General features: G+C 46.4%; 23 protein-coding genes and 1 tRNA gene. 6 read left to right on the top strand and 18 right to left on the bottom strand.

The window, feature by feature from the left end; translation table 11 throughout:
* Window positions 1-85: 85 nt before the first annotated feature.
* Both SHK35_RS04825 and SHK35_RS04820 read right to left on the bottom strand, forming a co-directional pair.
* Window positions 86-346, bottom strand: a complete 261-nt coding sequence (locus SHK35_RS04825; RefSeq protein ID WP_318708855.1) for a hypothetical protein — start codon at window positions 344-346, stop codon at window positions 86-88.
* Between the two features lie 35 nt (window positions 347-381).
* Window positions 382-969: a phage antirepressor KilAC domain-containing protein gene (locus SHK35_RS04820; RefSeq protein WP_318708854.1), complete on the bottom strand. Its 588-nt coding sequence runs from the start codon at window positions 967-969 to the stop codon at window positions 382-384.
* A gap of 22 nt (window positions 970-991) precedes the next feature.
* On the opposite strand from SHK35_RS04820, the gene SHK35_RS04815 reads away from it, so the two are divergent.
* Window positions 992-1348, top strand: a complete 357-nt coding sequence (locus tag SHK35_RS04815) for a hypothetical protein (RefSeq protein ID WP_318708853.1) — start codon at window positions 992-994, stop codon at window positions 1346-1348.
* Here the strand turns inward: SHK35_RS04815 and SHK35_RS04810 are convergent.
* On the bottom strand, window positions 1332-1475 hold the full coding sequence (locus SHK35_RS04810) for a hypothetical protein (RefSeq protein ID WP_318708852.1): 144 nt from the start codon (window positions 1473-1475) through the stop codon (window positions 1332-1334). The two genes, SHK35_RS04815 and SHK35_RS04810, sit on opposite strands and share 17 nt — an antisense overlap.
* 131 nt (window positions 1476-1606) lie before the next feature.
* On the opposite strand from SHK35_RS04810, the gene SHK35_RS04805 reads away from it, so the two are divergent.
* Complete coding sequence (locus tag SHK35_RS04805) at window positions 1607-1783, top strand: hypothetical protein (protein ID WP_318708851.1); 177 nt, start codon at window positions 1607-1609, stop codon at window positions 1781-1783.
* Here SHK35_RS04805 and SHK35_RS04800 read toward each other — a convergent pair.
* Together SHK35_RS04800 and SHK35_RS04795 are read right to left on the bottom strand one after the other, a co-directional pair.
* Window positions 1764-2006: a hypothetical protein gene (locus tag SHK35_RS04800; protein WP_318708850.1), complete on the bottom strand. Its 243-nt coding sequence runs from the start codon at window positions 2004-2006 to the stop codon at window positions 1764-1766. The two genes, SHK35_RS04805 and SHK35_RS04800, sit on opposite strands and share 20 nt — an antisense overlap.
* Window positions 2007-2059: 53 nt before the next feature.
* On the bottom strand, window positions 2060-2260 hold the full coding sequence (locus tag SHK35_RS04795; RefSeq protein WP_318708849.1) for a helix-turn-helix domain-containing protein: 201 nt from the start codon (window positions 2258-2260) through the stop codon (window positions 2060-2062).
* Window positions 2261-2394: 134 nt separating this feature from the next.
* Here SHK35_RS04795 and SHK35_RS04790 point away from each other — a divergent pair, with 134 nt between their 5' ends.
* From SHK35_RS04790 to SHK35_RS04780, 3 genes are all read left to right on the top strand, one after another.
* The gene (locus SHK35_RS04790; RefSeq protein ID WP_318708848.1) at window positions 2395-3012 is read left to right on the top strand and encodes a LexA family protein; all 618 of its coding nucleotides are present in this window, start codon (window positions 2395-2397) and stop codon (window positions 3010-3012) included.
* Between the two features lie 18 nt (window positions 3013-3030).
* The gene (locus tag SHK35_RS04785) at window positions 3031-4221 is read left to right on the top strand and encodes an SAP domain-containing protein (protein ID WP_318708847.1); all 1191 of its coding nucleotides are present in this window, start codon (window positions 3031-3033) and stop codon (window positions 4219-4221) included.
* Between the two features lie 515 nt (window positions 4222-4736).
* Window positions 4737-5744 (top strand): site-specific integrase, encoded by a 1008-nt coding sequence (locus tag SHK35_RS04780; RefSeq protein WP_318708846.1) that lies wholly within the window; start codon window positions 4737-4739, stop codon window positions 5742-5744.
* A 134-nt stretch (window positions 5745-5878) separates the two neighbouring features.
* On the opposite strand, the gene SHK35_RS04775 is transcribed toward SHK35_RS04780, so the two are convergent.
* The 6 genes from SHK35_RS04775 to kduI all read right to left on the bottom strand — a co-directional run bounded on the left by SHK35_RS04775 (window position 5879) and on the right by kduI (window position 10785).
* Window positions 5879-5963: transfer RNA gene (locus SHK35_RS04775), tRNA-Leu, on the bottom strand.
* A 158-nt stretch (window positions 5964-6121) separates the two neighbouring features.
* The gene (locus tag SHK35_RS04770; protein ID WP_318704714.1) at window positions 6122-7153 is read right to left on the bottom strand and encodes a sugar kinase; all 1032 of its coding nucleotides are present in this window, start codon (window positions 7151-7153) and stop codon (window positions 6122-6124) included.
* 42 nt (window positions 7154-7195) lie between these two features.
* Window positions 7196-8161 carry a bifunctional 4-hydroxy-2-oxoglutarate aldolase/2-dehydro-3-deoxy-phosphogluconate aldolase gene (locus SHK35_RS04765; RefSeq protein ID WP_318704713.1) on the bottom strand — a complete coding sequence of 322 codons (966 nt, stop codon included), beginning with the start codon at window positions 8159-8161 and terminating at the stop codon, window positions 7196-7198.
* Between the two features lie 84 nt (window positions 8162-8245).
* Window positions 8246-8884, bottom strand: coding sequence for an RpiB/LacA/LacB family sugar-phosphate isomerase (locus SHK35_RS04760; protein ID WP_318708845.1), 639 nt, complete (start codon window positions 8882-8884; stop codon window positions 8246-8248).
* 196 nt (window positions 8885-9080) lie between these two features.
* On the bottom strand, window positions 9081-9884 hold the full coding sequence (locus SHK35_RS04755) for a gluconate 5-dehydrogenase (protein WP_318704711.1): 804 nt from the start codon (window positions 9882-9884) through the stop codon (window positions 9081-9083).
* A 40-nt stretch (window positions 9885-9924) separates the two neighbouring features.
* A complete protein-coding gene (gene kduI, locus SHK35_RS04750; RefSeq protein ID WP_318708844.1) occupies window positions 9925-10785 on the bottom strand; it encodes a 5-dehydro-4-deoxy-D-glucuronate isomerase in 861 nt (286 codons plus the stop codon).
* 270 nt (window positions 10786-11055) lie between these two features.
* On the opposite strand from kduI, the gene SHK35_RS04745 reads away from it, so the two are divergent.
* On the top strand, window positions 11056-11913 hold the full coding sequence (locus SHK35_RS04745; RefSeq protein ID WP_318708843.1) for a helix-turn-helix transcriptional regulator: 858 nt from the start codon (window positions 11056-11058) through the stop codon (window positions 11911-11913).
* Window positions 11914-11927: 14 nt separating this feature from the next.
* On the opposite strand, the gene SHK35_RS04740 is transcribed toward SHK35_RS04745, so the two are convergent.
* From SHK35_RS04740 to atpG, 7 genes are all read right to left on the bottom strand, one after another.
* Window positions 11928-13301, bottom strand: a complete 1374-nt coding sequence (locus SHK35_RS04740) for a TrpB-like pyridoxal phosphate-dependent enzyme (protein ID WP_318704708.1) — start codon at window positions 13299-13301, stop codon at window positions 11928-11930.
* Between the two features lie 428 nt (window positions 13302-13729).
* Complete coding sequence (locus tag SHK35_RS04735) at window positions 13730-14605, bottom strand: YitT family protein (protein ID WP_318708841.1); 876 nt, start codon at window positions 14603-14605, stop codon at window positions 13730-13732.
* A 22-nt stretch (window positions 14606-14627) separates the two neighbouring features.
* Window positions 14628-17150, bottom strand: a complete 2523-nt coding sequence (locus SHK35_RS04730; protein ID WP_318708840.1) for a YfhO family protein — start codon at window positions 17148-17150, stop codon at window positions 14628-14630.
* Between the two features lie 36 nt (window positions 17151-17186).
* Window positions 17187-19046 carry an LTA synthase family protein gene (locus SHK35_RS04725; RefSeq protein ID WP_318708839.1) on the bottom strand — a complete coding sequence of 620 codons (1860 nt, stop codon included), beginning with the start codon at window positions 19044-19046 and terminating at the stop codon, window positions 17187-17189.
* A 138-nt stretch (window positions 19047-19184) separates the two neighbouring features.
* On the bottom strand, window positions 19185-19601 hold the full coding sequence (gene atpC, locus SHK35_RS04720; RefSeq protein WP_318704704.1) for an ATP synthase F1 subunit epsilon: 417 nt from the start codon (window positions 19599-19601) through the stop codon (window positions 19185-19187).
* 27 nt (window positions 19602-19628) lie between these two features.
* Window positions 19629-21035 carry a F0F1 ATP synthase subunit beta gene (atpD, locus tag SHK35_RS04715; RefSeq protein WP_318708837.1) on the bottom strand — a complete coding sequence of 469 codons (1407 nt, stop codon included), beginning with the start codon at window positions 21033-21035 and terminating at the stop codon, window positions 19629-19631.
* Window positions 21028-21951: an ATP synthase F1 subunit gamma gene (atpG, locus tag SHK35_RS04710; RefSeq protein ID WP_318708836.1), complete on the bottom strand. Its 924-nt coding sequence runs from the start codon at window positions 21949-21951 to the stop codon at window positions 21028-21030. Before atpG ends, atpD begins: the two co-directional genes overlap by 8 nt.

Here is a 21951-nt window from a genome sequence, read left to right as displayed (position 1 = left end):
ACAGCAGAGGGGAAAGCTGTGCGCCAAAAGTAAGAGGGGGAATTGCGGCGCTTATGCGCCGCGCACAGGACACGGATGCCATTCTTTATAAATTCAAAAGCCGAAGCTTTTCTTCGTCTGTTGCATGAAGCACGGAAAATATTGTTAAAAGATCACCATAGCTGAAAGCATCTTTTGGGTTTCCGCGTCCGTCTTTCTTTAACCTTGCAGAGAATGCCTGTGGAGTAATCCCAAGGGCTTCTGCAACATCAGCCTGCTTCATGCCGTTTGTGTGTATCTTGCCAACAATCCATCCAGCCAAGTCCTGGACCATGTATTGCTTTTTATTGATAGATACCCTGGGCATTTCGTTCCTCCTCCCTATCAGCTCGAATCATATATTCATGTCATCTGTTCAATCATTGGAATAATATCTTTTTCTTTCAAAAATCCGTATAGAAAAAGCCTTCCTTTTTGTGTCCAGTACATGTGCTGCCGTGAAAGCTGTCCCCCACATTCATCAGAATAATTGTGTGTTTTCATCTTGGTGTATCCAAACCCCGCATACTTCTGATAAAGGAACCAGATGCCACTTTGCTTAAATTGGATTTTTAGATCATGCAGAAGTCTATTGAATCGTGCAGCACTCATTCCATAATCCTTTGCAATTTCAGTTGCAGAAACTGAATCGGGACACTGGAGAATAAGATCATAATATGTAGCTTTCGGCTGAAGCTCATCGATTATCTTCTGCTGCTCAATAGTCTGTCTTCCAAGAAACTGGCATCGTTCCTTCAGATTTTCAATAATTGACTGTGCTGCAATAAGTCCTGCAGCTACGATCTGCTCTGGAGACATATTTTCTTGTCCAACTATGTAAGCCCCATTCTGCCTTAATGATGGAAGGACTTCTGATGTTACCCAATGTTTGAACCGCTTCCAAACTTTCTTAATTAGATATTTTATGGTAGAATTTTCTGGTAAAAACATTCTTAAAAGGAGCGCCTTTCGTATGTTGATTCGGCCTTGTTATCGCGTTTTGAAATCAATTAATTATCTGTGTTCCCAAAATGAATCAGGTACCACTTCAAACCTTGACATTATGGTTTATTTCAATCAAAAAACAAAACGCTTAGACTTAAATGCAACCATAAAACAGCTTTTTGTTGATGGATATATTGAAGCTCATTTCAGTGGGGCTGCTATCACAGACATTAAGCCGACTTACAAGGGGAAGCACTACACCGAATATCGATGGATTGCTGCAAAAGAAGTAATTATAAAATCCTTCTTGCTTCCTATAGTCGTGGCCCTCATTACTACGTTGATTACCTTGGCAGTAAATGAACTATTTACCGCATTACCATGATGCAAAGAACGGCTGACGCAATAGAAGACACTATAATCGGAACGATATACTCTGCAATCTTGTATGCAGCTTTGCACATTCTGTCGCAGTGCTCCTGCCGTTCCGCTATGCTTCTTTTTTTCCTCATCCTCCTCACGCTCCTTTCCGATTCTGACTAAGCCTGACAGATAAATCATTCTTGTTTTTCCATATCCCCCTTTTTATAATGATGGTACAGGCTGTTGCCGCAGCTGAGTACAAAAGAAGGGGGTGTAAATCGTGACTGAATTAGAACAGAAAATTTACGACACTATATCCGTAAAAGGTCAGTACCGATATTCTTCGGATATGTCCGTCAAATCTGCCGAGATAAAAGCTGTTGATTCCTTAAAATCAAATGGCTATATCTCTGTAAAAGCAAATGCGATCGGTTTTGTTATTGCCGAAACCACTTAGACCTTGCCTTCCAGAACGTTATCCGGGCTTTTGCTCTTGCCAAAAAGCCTGGGTAACATTCTTCAATGACCGCCTTTTCTTTCCCATAACCCTTTCCATCCGTCCCGGTGCTCACTTCTACGTCATGCACACCTTTTAAGAATGTATCGCGGAAAGAAATCAAATATCTTTTTTTATCCAGTTCAAAGAAAACATACTTCAAACCAAAATCTACTTTTCCCACTTTCCTCACCCTCCTTCCTTATCTCTTTATATTTTAAGTAGTAACTTTACAAGTTACTCTTTCGCAAAAAAAATGGATGCTGGGTCTGTTATATTAAGTTCATCAATCATTATTTGGATTTCGTCACTTCCAAATACTCCTATTTTCATTTTTTCATAAAATGTTTTTGGTGTAATTCCAATTTTAGACGCAACATCTGCTTGAGAGAGTCCGTTTTTAGCAATGATGCCTCTCAATTCATCTGTTTTTATCAACTTTTATTCTCCTTCCGTAACTTTTTAAGTTACTACTAATATATCACATTTTCGTAACTTGTCAAGATATTTTTTATTGATTTTATAACTTTTTTGTGCTATTATCAAGTTACCACAATACAAGGAGACAGACTATGACAGTAGGCGAGCGCATTAAGGATTTACGTGAAAGATTAAATATAAGTCAAGTCGATTTTGCAAACAAAATAAATGTTTCCAAACAGACTTTATATAAGTACGAAAATAACATAATAACTAATATTCCCTCTGATAAAATAGAAGCTGTAGCAAAAATAGGGAATATTTCACCAGCATATCTTATGGGATGGGATATTAACTCTTCTGTTGCAATAAAAAAAGGTATATCGATTCCAGTACTTGGTCGTGTTGCTGCTGGCATTCCTATCGAAGCTATTGAAGATATTATTGATACAGAAGAAATTACAAAGGAAATGGCAAAAACAGGACAGTATTTCGGTCTAAAAATAAAAGGAAGCTCTATGGAACCTAAAATAAGCGATGGAGACATAATTATAGTCCGGTGCCAGGACTACGCGGATTCTGGAGATATTGTAGTTGCAACTGTAAATGGAACGGATGCCACTTGTAAACGTATTAGAAAGTACAGGGACGGAATAGAGCTCATTTCTAACAATCCTGAGTATCCGCCAAAATTTTATAGTAACAAGCAAATTGCAGAACTACCAATTAGGATTCTGGGAAAAGTAGTTGAATTAAGAGCAAAGTTTTAAAACGAGTGGAGGTATACAGTGTTTTGGAAAATATTTGAAAAAAACATAAAGCAAATATTGAATACGCAAAAAAAACTCGAAGAGCATGATATTATTGCAAAAACAAGTTCCCAATCGAAATCTTACAATGATATCTTTGTCGAAAAGTACAGAGAAGCAGAACCCTCTTTTATGTTAGATGAGAAGAAGAGTTTTCTTCTCCATTACTTACATCATCGAAAAATAGAATGGGAAATAGACAAATCAGTGCAAGCGTTATTTGATGATTATAAAAGAGTTATTTCAGATTTGAGAAAATATGGATATTTAATGGATGATAATCATTCATTTTTTTTAGAAGAAATGAATGTGACCGATTTGAAAACAATCTCAAAGAGCCTTTCTCTTCCAGCATTCGGGAAAAAGATAGATTTGATAGAACGTATTGTAAACAATACAACACCAGAAGAGCGCGCCGCAATATGTCCTGATTTGTATTATGTTTTAACTCCAAGTGGATTAAAAGTCGATGAGGAATATACAAAAAATAAACGGACTCAAAATATACTACTAAAAGACAATATGTTCAAGGATATACAGTCTAAAATGTATGAACAGACAGCCTTAACAAAATCCAATGCCTATTCTAAAGAAGTAATTGCACCAGGAATCGGAATAGATTGGTCAGATACTGAAGCAATGAAAAAACACGCTCAGCTAGAGCAACAGCTTTTACGAGAATATGATTTCTCAGATTTGGACAATTCGGACGATTATAAAGAAATCCTTTTCCAAATATTATATTACGATAATGAAATAGAGCATAATCTTCTTGCTTCAATTGAGAAATTCATAACTACATGTGAGGAAAAAATAAATTGTCCCGACTTAGAAATATTCTTTCAAAACAAAGGCTTTTTTCCAAGCGAGTCTAAAAAAATTTTTGTGTATTTAGATACAAAACGTTTTAATATTTTCCAACAAAATATGAGAAGAATTTTAAAAAACGAAAAATATTTCCCTCTTCCAAAAGGGGAATTCCATGTTTCCGACAAAACAATTAATTTTTGGAAAAAGCTTAATGAAGATATGTCCGAATTTGAAAGATTATCTAAATTAGGGATTGAAAAATTTCCTAAAACTTTTCAGACCTTTCAAAAGCATAAAAACAAAAATGACGAAAAATATCAAGCTTGGGTTAATTTTAAACCGACTGAAATAACTCCTTGAAAAATCGTTTTGTTGCCATCGACAAAATCATGAGCAAACAAAAAAAGTTTCTGCACCATGACAATAACATACTTACCCAGGCAGCCGAACAGGCGGCAGCTCTCTAACCGTTCCGAGTCTTGCGGAAAGGGGAGATGCCTTATGAGTACATATGAGGAATTGCAGTTAATTACATCCGTTGCTTTACTCATCGTTGCAATACTGACTTTTACCCATAAAAAATAGCCGTCCTGCTCTTGGCCGAGGAGACGACTATTTTTTAAGTTGATTCGCCGGGACGGGTAGCATGCACCTACCTGTCGGCTGTCTTGTTAAGTATATTGTAACAATGGTACAGAAATATGTCAATAAAAAACCGCCCCCGGCGCCAACCAGGAGCGGAATCTGAACCATACCGGGAAGGCCCGGTATAATCCACCTAACCAATGGAATTATACCACACTTCCCGGCAAGAAAGCAAGAAAACCTTGCTGCCGGGCATTTTTGCGCCCTTTTTTAAGAAAAGGAGGATACCCATGAAAATCGAAAAGCTGCCATCCGGCTCCTACCGGATCAGGAAAATGTACAAAGGAACCACTTACACCGTCATTACGGAATACAAGCCGACCCAGAAGGAAGCTCTGCAGCTCATGTCAGCCGAAATGGAAAAGGCGCAGGAAAAGCATAAAAGAATGACGTTTCAGGCCGCCGGGGAGGAATACATAAAATCAAAGAAAAATGTTTTGTCTCCTGCGACGATCAGGGGATACAGCTCTGCCATGCGGACCATATCTAAAAAATTTTTGGAGGAAAATATCCATGATATTACTGCAATGGATATCCAAGCCGAAATCAACCGCATGGCAGCCAGCCACAGCCCAAAGACTGTGCGCAACTACCACGGCTTCATATCGGCTGTTTTAGGGCTGTTTCGTCCAGAGCTTAAGATTTATACCACCCTACCGCAAAAGATCAAGAATGAGCCATATATACCGTCTGACGAGGACATAAAAAAGATACTGGAATGCGCAAAGGATACAGAGTATGAAATACCCATCATACTTGCCTGTTACGGAATGAGGAGATCGGAAATCTGCGCTTTGACTGTTGAGGATATTAAAAAAGATACCGTGAAAATAAACAAGGCAAAAGTACAGGACGAGAATAACCAGTGGATAATAAAGACTACAAAGACCATATCCAGCACAAGGGAAATCATAATCCCGATGGAAACTGCTGACAAAATAAGGGAAAAGGGATATGTATACAAGGGACACCCAAACAGCATAACCTGCTTTTTGTTTGACACGCAGGACAGGCTTGGTATGCCGAGGTTTTCCTTGCACAAGCTCAGGCATTATTTTGCATCAAAAATGAGCGCCCTGAATGTCCCAGAGGCAGAGATCCTGAAATTGGGAGGATGGGAAACTGACTATGTGATGAAAAATGTTTACAGACACGCCATGGAGGATAAAAGCAAAGAATCGCAGCGGTCAGCATCCAGCCAGCTCGGCAGCATACTTTTTTCTTCTAATACTCCGTGACAAAATTTATGACAAAAAAGTAATAAAATACTGTTTTATTAAGTATAACAGCCATTTATTTTTAAGGCATGAAAAAAGCCGGAAATCATTGATTTTATCACAAACTCCTTTGAAATCCGGCTTTTTTCATATACTGCGGAAGATGGGACTTGAACCCACACGAGCGCAATGCTCACAAGATCCTTAGTCTTGCTCGTCTGCCAGTTCCGACACTTCCGCACAACATATTGCGCAAGAATTATATTAGCATCTTGCGGAAAAAAAGTCAATTGTTTTTTTTAAATTTGTAGGAATTTTTCAAACAATTAATAACAAAAGACTCTGCAGGAGGATATCCCCCCACAAAGTCTCTTTCGTTTTCAGGTATTTGTGCCTGATTATCTCTGTACACGTCCGGAAGCGTCGCCGCCTGCAAGCGTTTCCACTTCTTTTCTGGATACCAGGTTGAAGTCCCCGGGAATGGTGTGCTTCAGCGCAGAAGCAGCTACGCCGAATTCCAAAGCTTCCTTGAAATTCTTGCCGTCCAGCATGCCGCAGATTACGCCGCCCGCAAAGGAGTCGCCGCCGCCTACACGGTCCACAATGGGATGAATGCTGTATTCCTTGGAATGATAAAATTCCTTGGTGTCTCTGGAGTAAATACATGCAGACCAGCCATTGTCAGAAGCGGAATGGCTGACACGCAGAGAGGATACACAGTACTCAAAGTTAAACTTGTCCACCATCTGCTCAAAAATGGACTTGTAGCCTGCAAGCTCCAGCTCGCCGCTGGTCACATCGGTAGCGCCGGGCTTAAAGCCAAGCACCAGCTCTGCATCCTCCTCATTTCCGATGCAGACATCCACATATTTCATCAGATTGGTCATAACCCTCTGAGCCTTCTCGGAGGACCACAGCTTCTTACGGAAGTTTAAGTCTACAGAAACCTTTACGCCATGCTTCTTTGCTGCAATCAAAGCCTTCTCAGTGAGCTCTGCAGCCGCATCGGATACTGCAGGAGTGATTCCGGTGAAGTGGAACCAGTCTGCACCCTCGAAAATGTCGTCAAAATCAAAATCTGCTTCCGTAGCGGTAGAGATAGAGGAATGAGCTCTGTCGTAAACAACCTTGGAGGGTCTCATGGAGGAGCCGCTCTCCAGATAGTAAATGCCAAGTCTCTCGCCGCATCTCGCAATATGCTTTGTGCATACATTGTACTTTCTCAAAGCGGCAACTGCACACTCACCGATCTCGTTGTCGGGAACAGCGGTCACAAATTCTGCATCATGTCCATAGTTTGCCAGGGAAACTGCAACGTTAGCCTCACCTCCGCCGTAGTTAATGTCGAATTCATCCGCCTGGATAAATTTTTCGTTGTTAGGGGTGGACAGTCTCAGCATGATCTCACCCATGGTAATCACTTTTGCCATTTTATTTAATTCCTTTCCTTTGATTTGCTGTATTTCCTTTGATTAACGCTGTACAAGATGTACGGCGAAGCCGCCGATCTCCTCTTTCAGGTAAATCGCCTTCAGCCCGCCCTTAGCGTCTCTCTTTGCGGACTCCTCATTGAATTCTACGCCCAAAACAGTGCTCAGATAATTTACAGCCCTGTCAATGTAATTGGTTCTGATGGCAATGTGCCCGTTCTTTCCAAGATAAGGGGACTTCATCACCTCAAGGGCTGTACCGGCGAATACGGAGCTGTTGCCAGCCTTTGCAGGCATACCGAAAATAAATGCAAAACGGTTAGCCGCCTTCAAAGCCTCCTCCTCATTCTCTGCGTTCACGCCCACATGTGCCAGCTCAAAGCCGAGCATGGTCTGTACCGCTTCTCTGGTGAGCTGCTCGATCTTATCCCACTCTCCGGCATTGATCAAGTCTCCGGGAACCATCCAGGAGCCGCCGCAGGCGATGATCTTGGGGAAATCCAGGTAAGAGGTCAGATTCTTTGCATTGACGCCGCCGGTAGGCATAAATTTCATATTCACATAGGGTGCAGCCATAGCCTTGATCTTTGCCAGGCCGCCAGACTGCTCTGCCGGGAAGAATTTTACCACGTCAAGTCCAAGCTCGATAGCCTGCTCGATATCGCTGGGGCTTGAGGTGCCGGGTGTGATGGGAATATTCTTGTCGATACAATATTTTACGGTTCTGGGATTTAATCCGGGGCTTACGATAAACTTTGCTCCGGCTTCCACAGCCGCATCCACCTGCTCAGCATTCAGAACGGTTCCCGCGCCCACGCACATATTGGGGAAGTTTTCCGTCATGATCTTGATAGCCTCAGCCGCCGCAGAGGTACGGAAGGTTACCTCAGCACAGGGAAGTCCTCCTGCGCAGAGCGCTTTTGCCAGAGGAAGCGCATCCTCTGCCCTGTCGATCTTTACCACAGGCACAATACCGATTTTACTGATTTGCTCTAATACTGCGTTCATTTTACCCTCATTTCTGTGCGGTTACCTATTCAGAATCCGCAGGCGCCGCACACACATTGGCGGATTCTCTTGTAAAAAGGCTGGCTATGCCAATATTTCCTTCACGCATTCCGCTATTTTGTCGCATTTGCAGTTTGCAAAGAAGTACTCTTTAAAAGGCGCTCCCGAAAGGGCTCCCTTTACCAGCTCTCTGTCCAGATTTTTCAGGATAGTCACCATATCCGTATGGGTTACTTCCTTCACCTTATCCAGAATTTTCTTGTTCCTCTGCTCAGGCTCCACTCTCTCAGGAGGATAACCGCCGCCTCCGGGAGCGCAGAACAGCTTTTCAAAAATATACTGCAGGTTCAGCTCGCCGCCCCAGCCAAAATTCTCGGCAAAGGGAAGGGCTACACAGTTTCCATCGTTTACCTGGGAAAACAGGTAAGCGTCCAAAGGTGACTCAATATGTCCGCAGAGCACCTTGGGGAAGGAATTGCAGGCCAGCATGGCGCCCTCGCCGGTGCCGCAGCCTGTGATCACATAATCCGCTGCGCCGGAGTTTAAGAGAACTGCCGCAAGAATGCCGTTCTGCACATAGGTCAGGGAATTGGGGTCCTCTGCGCCGCACATGCCATAGTTGAATACCTCATGTCCCATGGGCTCCACTACTTTTTTCAGAGTGGCACAGATCATTTCATTCTTTGCTGCCTGACTGTTTTCGTTGATCAATGCGATTTTCATGGATTCTCATGCCTTTCTGCCCGGTTTGTCCGGACTTTTTATGATTCTTTTTCCTCTGCTGCAGGCTTTTTCAAATACCGCAACAGTCAGCCGCCGAAAACAGCTTTCTGCGACTGATCTGTTTACATTATATTCTATTGTGCCTGCAAGGGCAAGCCTGACAAAATACCGCTGTTTCCGGTTTTGGCAGATGCGATTATTCCGGCTGCTTGCCGATGTATGCCAGAATACCGCCGTCCACGTAAAGGATATGTCCGTTTACTGCATTGGAAGCCTCGGAAGCAAGGAACACTGCAGGTCCCGTAAGCTCCTCTGCCTTCAGCCATCTGTTTGCAGGAGTCTTTGCGCAGATAAACTGATCGAAGGGATGTCTGCTGCCGTCAGGCTGGATCTCACGCAGAGGCGCAGTCTGAGGAGTCTCGATGTAACCGGGCCCAAGGCCGTTGCACTGAATGTTGTACTGACCGTACTCGGAGCAGATATTTCTTGTGAGCATCTTAAGGCCGCCCTTTGCAGCCGCATAAGCGGATACGGTCTCACGGCCAAGCTCTGACATCATGGAGCAGATGTTTATGATCTTTCCGTGTCCCTTCTTGATCATGGCAGGAATTACCGCCTTGGAAACGATAAAGGGAGCATTCAGGTCAACGTCGATTACCTGTCTGAACTGCTCTGCAGTCATCTCGGTCATAGGGATTCTCTTGATGATGCCCGCATTGTTTACCAGAATATCGATAACGCCTACTTCCTTTTCGATCTGGGCAACCATGTTGTTCACAGCAGTCTCATCGGTAACGTCGCATACATAGCCGTGAGCCTTGATGCCTTTTTCTGCGTAGGCAGCCATTCCCTTGTCCACCAGTTCCTGCTTGATATCGTTGAAGCAGATGGTTGCGCCCGCCTCTGCATATGCGGATGCAATGGCAAAACCAATTCCGTAGGATGCTCCGGTAACCAGCGCAACCTTGCCTTCCAGTGAAAAGTTTGTGAATTCTGACATGTTTTTTCTCTCCTTTACTTATATGCTTATATGTTTTTGATTACATCAAATCCTTGTTGTCCACGCCGTCCATATCGTCAAAGTCCTGGTTTTCTCCCACCATGCCCCAGATAAAGGTATAGGCTCTGGAACCGCATCCGGAATGAATGGACCAGCTGGGAGAAATGACAGCCTCCTCATTTCTCATGACAATGTGGCGGGTCTCATCGGGCTCTCCCATAAAGTGCATCACGAAGGCATCCTCGGGAATATCGAAGTACAGATAAACCTCCATGCGTCTGTCATGGGTGTGACAGGGCATTGTATTCCATACGCTGCCCGGCTCCAGCTTCGTCATGCCCATTTCCAGCTGACAGCTTTCCACCTGTCCGGGAAGTATGTACTTGCAGATTACTCTGTGGTTTGCATCCTCCAGCGTGCCAAGCTCCACCTTGTTTTCATCCTTTACAATGACCACGCCCTCCTGCGGGGTTCCCTCCGGCTTGATCAAAACCGTGGGATAGGTCTTATGTGCGGGCGCGGAATTCATATAAAATTTTGCAGGGGTTCCGGCATCCTCGCTTGCAAAAATAATCTCCTTAGACTCCATGCCGATGTACATGGCTTCCTTATACCCTACCTTGTACACTCTGCCGTCAACGGTGATGGTTCCCGCACCGCCGATGTTGATGACACCCAGCTCTCTTCTCTGGCAGAAATATTCAGCACGAAGCTCGTCCCCCGCCGTCAGGGTGATAGGCTTTGTGGGCACCGCCGCGCCTGTAATGATTCTGTCGATGTGGCTGTATACCAGCTTGATCTCTCCCGGCACAAAGAGATTCTGAATCAGAAACTCTTCCCTCAGCCGCTGCGTGGTATAATGCTTCACATCTCTTGGTGATACTGCTGTTCTAAGTTCCACCTTGCGCCTCTCTTTCTCCAATTTCCGGTCTTTCCGGTATTGACTGATAATTCCTTATGAAAGCACTTACATTATAGCATATAACAGTAAGCATTTCCAATATAAAATTATCTTTCTTTGGGATATTTCGTTGTAACTACATTATAATGGATTAAATTCTCTAAGTCTATTCAAATTTTGGTGTAAATATTGCAAATTTTGAACAAAGAGGCTATACTGAATGATAGAAAATCCAGGTGCATAATCTGAGCGCACAGAAAGGACCATCCTATGCAAGAGCTTTCCTCCTGTAAAACCGCCATTGAAAACTGTAAGGAGACGCGTACCTTTTCCATCGCCCATCTGTACAAAGAAGAAAAAGCCATGGATATGCACATCCATGACTGCTACGAGCTCTACTACTCCATCTTTGGCGGAAAGCAGTTTTTGATCGACAACCGCTTTTACAGCATCGCTCCGGGCGATCTTTTTATCATCAATCAATACGAAAGCCATAAGCTGACCCAGATTGACAGCTGCGTGCACGAAAGAATCGTGCTTTCCATTCATCCTGACTACGTAAAACGGCTTTCCTCAAACCAGACCAATCTGGATCACTGCTTCTCGGACAGGGACGAACATTTCCAGCACAAGCTTTCCCTGAACAAGGAGCAGCAGACACGTTTTCTGTACTATATCAACAAGATAACCTCCGCAGACGGCTTCGCCCATGATATCATTGAACAGGCAGCCTTTATGGAGCTGCTTGTGATGATCAACACGCTCTCAAGCGCAAATGCCGCTCAGACGGTCCATACAGGCTACAAGTACAGTCACCAGGTGGAGGATATCCTGGCTTATATCAACCAAAATATATCCCAGCCCATCACCATGGAGCAGCTCTGCGGCCGCTTCTACCTAAGCAGCTCCTACATCTGCCGCATCTTCAAGGCTGCAACAGGCACCACCATAAACAAATACATCACCGCCCGCCGCATCAGCATCGCCAAGGCTCAGCTGAATGCGGGAAGCAGTGTTTTCGAGGCCTTCGAGCGAAGCGGCTTTTCAGATTACAGTAACTTTTTCAAAGCCTTTACCAAGGCCGTAGGCGTGTCTCCAAAAAAATATGCGAATCTCAGCGTAAGCTGAAATCCGCATATTTTTTAAACCGTTACCTTGGGCAGCTGGGCAAAGGACTTCTCCAATTCCTCATCAGTGGGAATATAATCCTGCATCTCCCCATCATTATATCTCTGATATGCCACCATATCGAAATAACCTGTACCCGTAAGACCAAATACTATATTTTTCGCCTCTCCGGTCTCCTTGCACTTGAGCGCCTCGTCAATGGCCACCTTGATGGCATGGCTGCTTTCCGGCGCAGGCAGAATGCCCTCCACTCTCGCAAAGGTTTCAGCCGCCTGGAATACCGCCGTCTGTTCCACGCTTCTGGCCTCCAAAAGCCCCTGATCATACAGCTCCGATACCACGGAACTCATGCCGTGATAACGAAGGCCCCCCGCATGGTTGGCGGAAGGGATAAATCCGCAGCCCAAAGTATACATCTTTGCCAGAGGACACACCTTTCCGGTATCACAGAAGTCGTAAGCGTAAACGCCTCTTGTAAGGCTGGGGCAGGAAGCCGGTTCCACAGCGATGATCTGATAGTCCGCCTCCCCTCTGAGCATCTGGCCTGCAAAGGGAGAAATCAAGCCGCCCAGATTGGAGCCGCCGCCTGCGCAGCCGATGATCATATCCGCCTTCACTCCATATTTATCCAAAGCAGCCTTGGTCTCCAGACCGATAATGGACTGATGCAGCAATACCTGGGAAAGCACCGAGCCCAGCACATAGCGGTATCCCTCCTGGGTGGTGGCCGCCTCTACGGCTTCAGATATGGCACAGCCCAGGGAGCCTGTGGTTCCCGGAAACTCCTCATTGATTTTTCTTCCCACATTGGTGTTCATGGAAGGAGAAGGAGTCACCTTCGCTCCGTAGGTGCGCATTACCTCCCGACGGAAGGGCTTTTGCTCATAGGAGCATTTTACCATATAAACCTGGCAGTCCAGTCCCAGGTAGGAGCATGCCATGGACAGAGCCGTTCCCCATTGTCCCGCTCCCGTCTCCGTGGTCACGCCCTTGAGTCCCTGCTTCTTCGCATAGTAAGCCTGGGCAATAGCGGAATTGAGCTTGTGGCTGCCCGAGGTATTGTTTCCCTCAAATTTGTAGTAGATATGAGCCGGGGTTCCCAGCTTTTCCTCCAGGCAGTATGCTCTCACCAGAGGGGAGGGACGATACATTTTGTAAAAATCACGGATTTCCTGGGGGATATCAAAATAAGGCGTGGTATCATCCAGCTCCTGTTTTGCCAGCTCCTGGCAAAAGATAGCGGACAGCTCCTCTTCGGTTACCGGCTTTAAGGTACCGGGATTCAAAATGGGAGCCGGTTTCTTTTTCATATCCGCCCGCACATTATACCATTGCCTGGGCAGCTCCTCTTCCTCCAGATAAATTTTGTAAGGGATTTTCTTTTCCATGTTCTGTTACCTCTCTTTCCTGAATTTCCAATGTTTTGCAGATTTTTATTCATAAGAATAAAAAAACTCCTGCCTATCTGCTTTCGATAGGACAGGAGTATCATCTACTTCTGCGGTGCCACCTAACTTCACTCCTCTCAAGGATCCCTCTCCATTCCTTTCGGGGACATCCTCTCGTGGAAATGCTCTCTGCCGTGTACCATCATACACGTCCTGCTGTAACGTGCAGCCACGTCTCCTCTACTTCCGTCTCCGGTTTCAAATCGCCCTCCCAGGCCCATTCACCGCTCTTCCCAATGCCCCAATTCCACCCCATGAAGCTCTCTGTGTCTGTTTCAAACGGCTACTCTTCCTGTTCCTTGGTTTCTCAAGTAAATTCAGCATACTCTTCTTTTTCTCAAATGTCAAGGGCTTCTGTACTTTTTTTGTCAATCGTTTGGTCTTTGGTAGAATCTTCCTGCAAGCCCTTCGGTCCGTATGGTATTCACAAAGGCAAGAGGGTCTGTTTCCTTGACGCAGTTTAGCACCTTCCGCACCTCATCCCGGCCCACCACTGAATACAAAATGTTACATTCCTTTTTCCGATAACAGCCCACTCCCTTGATCAGGGTGGCGTCATGATGGGTGATCTCCGCAATGGCCTCGTAAACCTCCTCCGGCTTTTGCGTCACAATCAACAGCGTCTGCTTTTGATAACGCTTGTACAGCGTCTGCAGCACCTGGGTGGAGGCAAACTGAAAAATAATGGAGTACAGAGCCTTTTCCCATCCAAACAGCATTCCGGCGATCACAAGAATTACCACATTTCCTGCAAAAATATAATTCCAGGAATCAATGCCGAATTTCTCAGAAAGAAAAATAGCGATAAAATCCGTCCCTCCGCTGGTGCCCCCGGCAAACAGGCAGATACTGATAGCCACTGCGTTGAGAAGACCTCCGAACACAGACACCAGCAAAATGTCCGTGGTCACCGAAAAAGCCGGCGCCACGTCCGTCAGAATACTGGACAGCACAATCATCAGGCAGGAATACCCCGTAAATTTCTTTCCGATGAATCGAAAGCTCAAGACGGCAGGCACCGCGTTCAGCACAAAGTTGATTACACTGAAAGGAGGCTCCACCCCAAAAAAGAGAAGGCTCGTCTCCTGCAGCAGCCTGGTAAGGCCGTTAAAGCCGCCCGGTATCAGTCCCCCTGCCCGCACAAAGCTTTTTAAGTTGACAGCCATAATCAGGGAAGCTGCCAGGATCATCAATGTCCTCTTTACGTCGTCAACCCTTGTCTTTTTCTTTTCTACATACTCCATACTCCACCTCATGCCTCATTTTTCAGGCTTCTTCCTGTTTTGCATGTTTCATTTTTCTGCCCTTTGCATATCCCCTTATGGCCAATGCGCCAAACACGCAGACACTCAATACCGTCAGGCAGACCCCGGCCCAGGTTCCCTCAGGCGTATAGTGCAGCGAAATAGAATATTCTCCTGCCTCCAGGTCAAAAGCCATAAGCGTTCCCCCAAACAAAGCAGGCTCCACTTCCCTTCCATTGATCCGGACACGCCATCCGTCCTCATAGGGCACCGACAAAATCAGCCTTCCCGCCTCCTTCAGAGAGAGACCTGCGTTGATATTTCGGCTGTCGTATTCCACCCATTCAAGCTGCTGCCTGGACAATACCTCCAAAGCCTGCTCCAGCACATCCGTGTGGCACAAATACCCCTGGGCCGAGATTTTGGGGCTCTCATCCTCATCGTCCCCATTGGTAAGCGTGACGCTGTCTCCTTCCTGCAGATATCCCAGATAAAGAATGGAACCATCCTTTAAGTCAGAGAAGGTATGGGTCTCCAGGCTGCCGCCGATCAGCTCTGCCTTGCTGGTGCCAAAGGCCGTCAGCATGGCATAATAAATACCGGACTCCTTCGCCGTAATGCGCACATTGTCTCCGGAAGCTTCCGTATCAGCCTCCGTAAACAAATCTTCCTCTATTCCCAAATCCTTTACCATTTGATTCTGGAGGCGGATGCCGTCCCCTGAAAATCCCTCGGGCAGATCATACCCGGAAGGAGCCACATAGCCAAAGGGCAGGGTATATGTGCACTCATACAAAAAGATATCGCCGCTTTGCTCTGCCAGGGAAAATGCCTCATTTTCAAATTTTTCCGATTCACCGAACATATATTTTACATTCAGCAGAGCGGAGGAAAACAGCGTAGCTCCGTCAAAACTATAATACACCTTGCTGTGCCTCATTCCCAGCCTTTTGTACAAATCCATCACATAAGAATTCATGGTGGAGGAAAACACCGACGCCGTGGGGTATCCAGCAAGCGTACCGTCGTTCTTAGTCTTTCTGGAGAATTTTTCCAGCCGGTAAAAGCCCTCCTCCTGCTCCCTGGTCCACTGATAAAGCGCCCTGTAGTCCTCCTGCTGCCCCAGGTAGGCCGTTCTGCCAGTGGTTCCGAGACTTGTGCTCGCCATATTGATGCTGCTTTCCGCGATCACGGTTACAAGGGCGGCAAAGGCCAGTATCTGCTTCCACAGAAAGCTCTTTCTGGTTCTGTGCAGATACAAAAGCACCGCATAAATGGTCACAAAGGTCAGCGTCAATATCTCGATGCCAATGTCGAAGTCCTCGCTGTCAATAAATTTTTCGCAGCACAAAAGAAAGGCGGCGGCAGCCAGATAACCATACAAAATCTGCTTTTCCTCAATTTCATCCACCCGCTTGTAGGCCTCATAGCACATGGTCAGCACAAGAAGAATATAGATAAAGGACTGTCTGGCAGGAAGGGAATCGGGATAATTCATGCCATGCCAGATAAAATCAAGCATATTCGTGCTGAAGCTGAGAAGAAATATGCCTGCCAAAGCCAGATTGGCAAACCGCTTCCGAATGGAAATCCTTTGATTCAGGGCATACATGGGAAGCAGCATAAACACCGCCACTCCGCAGTACAGGTTGGGCCAGTGCTCCAGCCCTCTCTCTGTGGTGACGCACATGCAGTGTCTGGCCAGCATATCCAGCACGGAGAAATAGGAGGTGAGGGTATCCGGAAAATTCATATCCCCAAAATCCGTCTCTAAAAGAGCGTACACCTCCGGCACCAGAAGAATTGCCGCCATCCCGCCTGCAAGCAGGGAATACAGCACAAAATTTCCGATGATCTTCCAGCTTCTTTTTTCTGTGAGAAGAAGCGCCAGAAAATAAAGCACCAGAAAAATACAGATCATGATGGAAATATAAAAGTTGGTGAAAATGGAAAGGGCAAGACTCACGCAGTACAGGGTACACTTCCCTTCCTTCACCAGCTTCTCCAGTCCCAGCACTATAAGGGGCAGAAGCACAATGCAGTCCAGCCACATGATATTCCAGTTATACGCCGCCACAAAGCCGGACATGGCATAAAAGCAGGAAAAAAGGAGCACGCCCCAGTCCTTTGTCTGAAAATGCTTCTGCAGATACCAAAAGGAGGTCAGTCCGCACAGGCCGATCTTCACCACCACAAGATAGCTCATAAATTCCATGAGATATGCCTCAGGGAATAGAAAGGCAAGCCAGTTTAACGGACTTGCCAGATAATACACATAAAGGGCAAGAAAATTAGAGCCAATGCCCACATTGAAGGAATAGGAAAGCCCCTCTCCTGCCTTTATCTTGTGAAGAAACTCACTGAAAAAGGGCATGTACTGATGATACATATCGGAGAAGAGAAAGCTTCTGTCTCCGAATGGGAAAATGCCTCTGATCACAAACAGGCACAGCATAACCGTTACCGGCAGCACAAAGGACAGCGTAAGCGCCGCTGCATTTCTGGTTTTTTCGTCCCTGTACAAATACTTCATTATGCCTTTCATCGTCTCTTCCTCTTTCTCCGTTGATACGGGCTGCGCTTACTGCTTCTCGTAATCAAACAACAGATAATATTCCAGACTTTGATAATCATTTATTTCCTGACCGCATTCCTCAAGGGTCAGATACTTTCCTTCCTTATCTCTGATCTGCAGTGCACTGATCACAGGATATTCCTCCCTGACCGCCTCCAGGGCGCTTTGATAAGAGGGCAGGGGAAGTCCGCAGTTTTTCAGCACATCCAGCGCAAGATAATTAACGCTGGTCTCCAGACCGCTTTGCTGGTCCATCTCAAAATTACTCCAGATCACATAAGGCACCTTATATCTTAACAGATTTTCCTCCTCTGATAAAGAGTCAGGATCCTTGCCGTTACTCCTTAAAATAGGATTGCTCACAGAGGCGGTGGGCTGATGGTCGCCAAAAAACACAATCATGGTGTCCTCCTCCACCTGGGAAAAGTAAGCAATCAGCTCCTCAAACGCGCTGTCCGTCTCCTTTATCAGGGAAAGATACATATTCAGCGTATCCGAAGCAATGCCCTCCACAGCTACCGAGGGCGTAAAGTTTGCAAAGGTCTCGCTGTAGCCGCTGTGGTTCTGCATCGTCACATTAAACACAAAGAGCGGCTCTCCGGCTTCCTTTTCCTCATACAGCTCAATAATCTTTGCAAAATCCGCCCTGTCGGAAATATAGCTGCGCAGCTTTTCTGCCCCGTAAAAATCATCTCTGGACAAAAAGCGGTCAAAGCCAAGCAAAGGATATACCCGGTCTCTGTCCCATCCGTCCGCATAATAAGGATGAATGGCCACAGTGGAATAACCCAGGTCCTTTAGGTAGGAGGCTAAGGAGGGAGTTTCCTTCTTTACATACTGCTGATAGGCAACGCTCCCCTGGGGAAGAAGGGCCATGGAATGTCCTGTGAGAAATTCAAACTCCGTATTGGCAGTATTTCCTCCCAGAACAGATACATTCAAATATCCTGTGACAGTATTATCCGCTCCCTGCTGCAGACTATGTATAAAGGGCATATAATCCTCATTTACACTAAAATCTCCCAGCACGGCCAGATCAGAAAAGGCCTCATCCATGATCACAATAATATTGGGACGGTTTATGCTGTCCGGATTTTCAAGAGCTGCCGTGGTCTGCTCCGGTGTGTTTTCCAGATAACGCTCTCCGGTCTCCTTTGCCGAATAGCCGGAGGGCTTCTCCACATTCATATACTTCATTTCCATCAGAAATGCCACAATATTGCCATCCCTGCGGTTCATCACCGTTGGGGTAAACAGCTTGTCATAAAGTCCGAAATCTGCCACAAAGCTATCCGACTGCAGCAGACGGACATATCCTCCCAGCAAAAGCACAGGCAGAAAAATCAACACGCCTCTCTTTAACAGCCGTCTGGGAGCCATTAAAGAAAACCTGCTTTCTACAGCCATCAAAAGGACAAATGCCGCCAAAACCGCCACAGTCTCTAAATCCAGGCTGTAATCATAGTTTCCCGCTACACTGGCAGCCGTCCCCACAGAAAAAATATCCCAGGGCATAATAGGCGCCGAACGGAAATTCAGCACATAATAATTGGCCAGACCCACCAGCATAAAAAAGCCGCTCTGCAGCAAAAGCGCTGCGCGGACACTCCGCAGCACCCCGAACAGGAAAAGGGCCGTAAGCTCATAAAAGGCAATGTTTAAAAGCTGGGTTTTGAAATCCATATCCGTCAGGGGATTGTGGGTATAAAAATCAAACAAGTAAAAGGTAATTGCCGGACAGATTACAAGGGCTGCGCAGGATGGCAGCTTCTGCCTTGTAATCCCCAGACTTTTAAATCTCTCCCAAAAAAAGCCGGCAATTGCCCGGAGCACTACCCATATGGGTTTTTTCTGCAAGTAATCCATAATTGTTATCCTCTTTTCTTGTGCTCATTTTAAAGCAACTAAGTAGAAATAACAATTTATGAATTGCATATATTTCCTACAATTTCCGACTCATTTTTGTTAATTTTTACGATTTTTTTACAATAATATTACATATTGTTACTTTACTTCGTATTTTCCAGCCTCCTTCAGGCGCAGGATGGCTCTGGCCAAAGACGCCTGGGACACATGATACTCCTGGATGCTCTGCTTCTGACGCAGCTGCTCTTTCGCCCGTTCCAGGGCCTGCTCCGCCCGTACCCTGTCGATGTCCTCCGGCCGCTCCGCCGTGTCCACCAGCATGGTTACACGGTTATTGGCAATGTGCACGAAGCCGATTCCCACCACAGCCCGGCGATAATCCTCTTCTTCCTTCTCCTTGAAGCGGACTTCGCCTTCCTTGGTGGCGATCACCATATCTTCGTGGTGGGACATGATGGCAATTTCCCCGTCCAGCGCAGGCACCACGATAATGCCGCACTTTCCGCTATAGAAAACCTTATCGCTTGCAATAATCTTTAAATTAAACGTATTCATCCATCCAGCCGCCTTTCCGGTTCGGTTTTACATCTGCTGGCCCATCATCTTCTTTGCCTTTTCCACAGCCTCGTCAATAGTGCCCACATTGAAAAAGGCTCCTTCAGGATACTGATCCATCTCACCGCTTATAATGGCGCGAAAGCCTCTGATGGTCTCCTTCACAGGCACATATCTGCCGGGTACGCCGGTAAAATTTTCCGCCACATGGAAGGGCTGGGACAAAAAGCGCTGAATTTTTCTGGCCCGGTATACCGTGACCTTGTCCTCCTCTGAGAGCTCCTCCATGCCAAGAATTGCAATAATATCCTGGAGCTCCTTGTATTTCTGGAGCATGGCCTGCACTTCCCTGGCCGTCTCATAATGTTCCTTTCCCACCACATCTTCCTCTAAGATACGGGAGGTGGATTCCAGCGGGTCCACCGCCGGATAAATTCCCTGCTCTACAATCTTTCTGGAGAGTACGGTAGTGGCGTCCAGATGAGCAAAGGTAGTGGCAGGCGCCGGGTCGGTAAGGTCGTCCGCAGGTACGTAGACCGCCTGTACGGAGGTTACGCTTCCCTTGTTGGTGGATGCAATTCTCTCCTGCAGCTCACCAAGCTCCGTGGCCAGCGTGGGCTGATAGCCAACCGCCGATGGCATACGCCCCAAAAGCGCCGACACCTCGCTGCCAGCCTGCACGAAACGGAAAATATTGTCAATAAACAAAAGCACATTCTGGTGCTCCTTATCCCGGAAGTATTCCGCCATGGTAAGTCCCGTCTCCGCCACACGCATACGGGCTCCCGGCGGCTCATTCATCTGTCCGAATACCAGCGCTGTTTTTTCCAGTACGCCGGATTCCTTCATCTCCGTCCAAAGGTCATTTCCCTCACGGGAACGCTCTCCCACACCGGTAAAAATGGAGTAGCCGCCGTGCTCTGTGGCAATGTTGCGGATCAGCTCCTGTATCAGCACCGTCTTTCCCACACCGGCGCCGCCGAACAAACCGATTTTTCCGCCCTTTGCATACGGGGCCAGAAGGTCAATGACCTTGATGCCGGTCTCCAGCATTTCCACTACAGGACTTTGCTCTTCAAAGCTGGGCGGGTCTCTGTGAATGACCCAGTGCTCTTCCTGCTCTAAGGATTCTCCTCCATCAATGGTCTCACCCAGCACGTTGAACAATCTTCCCAGCGTCTTTTTCCCAACAGGCACCTGAATGCCCTTTCCGGTGGCCGTAACCTCCATATCCCTGCAAAGTCCGTCACTGGACGCTAACATGATACAGCGCACTGTATTGTTGCCGATATGCTGGGCCACCTCCATCACAAGACGCCTGCCGTCACAGGTCACCTCCAAAGCATCTTTGATAAAAGGAAGGTCATTGTTTTCAAATTCCACGTCAACCACAGGCCCCATGACCTGAACGATTTTTCCCTGAGTCTTATTCAATGCAGGAAACCTCCTTTCTCGTCTTTTTCTTCTTTTTCTGTGCCTTTGCGCCTGCAACAACCTCGGTAATTTCCTGAGTGATCATAGCCTGGCGCACTCTGTTGAATTCTATGGACAGGTCATGAATCATTGCAGCTGCGTTTTTATTTGCCGCCTCCATGGCCATCATTCTGGCATTCTGCTCGCTGCAGAAGGACTCCACCAGGGCGCCGTACACATATCCCATAATGCAGTCCGGAATAATATTGTTAAGCACCGCCTGGGGAGAAGGCTGCATCACAAGCTCCTCCTGATAGATGCCAGCCTTAAGTGCCTCTCTGTCTGCAAAGTCCTCCGCCGCCATAGGAAGCAGCTTCAGAATCTGCGTCTCTGTGGTGATGCTGTTCTTCATACTGGTATAAATGAGAGAGACCTCGTCCAGCTCCTCTGTTTTAAACTGCTCTAAAACAGTCTCGCTGATAATGCGGGCCCGGTGGAGGGTAGGATTCTGCGCCGTATAGTGAAACTGCTCCGCCACGGGAATTCCCTTAGCTGCAAAATATTGACGCCCAAGTTCTCCCACTACAAACAGCTTGCATCGTCCGCCCATCTCCATCTGCTGCCCGGCCAGCTTCAACACGTTATGGTTGTAGGCTCCTGCCATTCCCTTGTCAGCCGTCACCACGATCAGACCCTTCGTCCGCTCCTCTTTCCTTTTCTTAGGCCTTTCGTCAAAATACTTATTTTCCATCTCCGGCAGATGTCTTAAAATTCTGGCGATCATCATCTGCAGCGTGTAAAAGTAAGGTTCCGTCTCCTCAAGATTTTTCTTCGCCTTGCGGAGCTTTGTAGAAGAAATCAAATACATGGCATTGGTTATTTTCATGGTATCCTGGATGCTTTTCATCCGGCTTTGTATCTCTCGCGCGTTTGCCAT

Source organism: Candidatus Acetatifactor stercoripullorum, from assembly GCF_944382095.1.
GTDB lineage: Bacteria > Bacillota > Clostridia > Lachnospirales > Lachnospiraceae > Acetatifactor > Acetatifactor stercoripullorum.
Note: the sequence above shows the minus strand (reverse complement) of the source record. Positions and strands in the feature narration are given on the sequence as shown.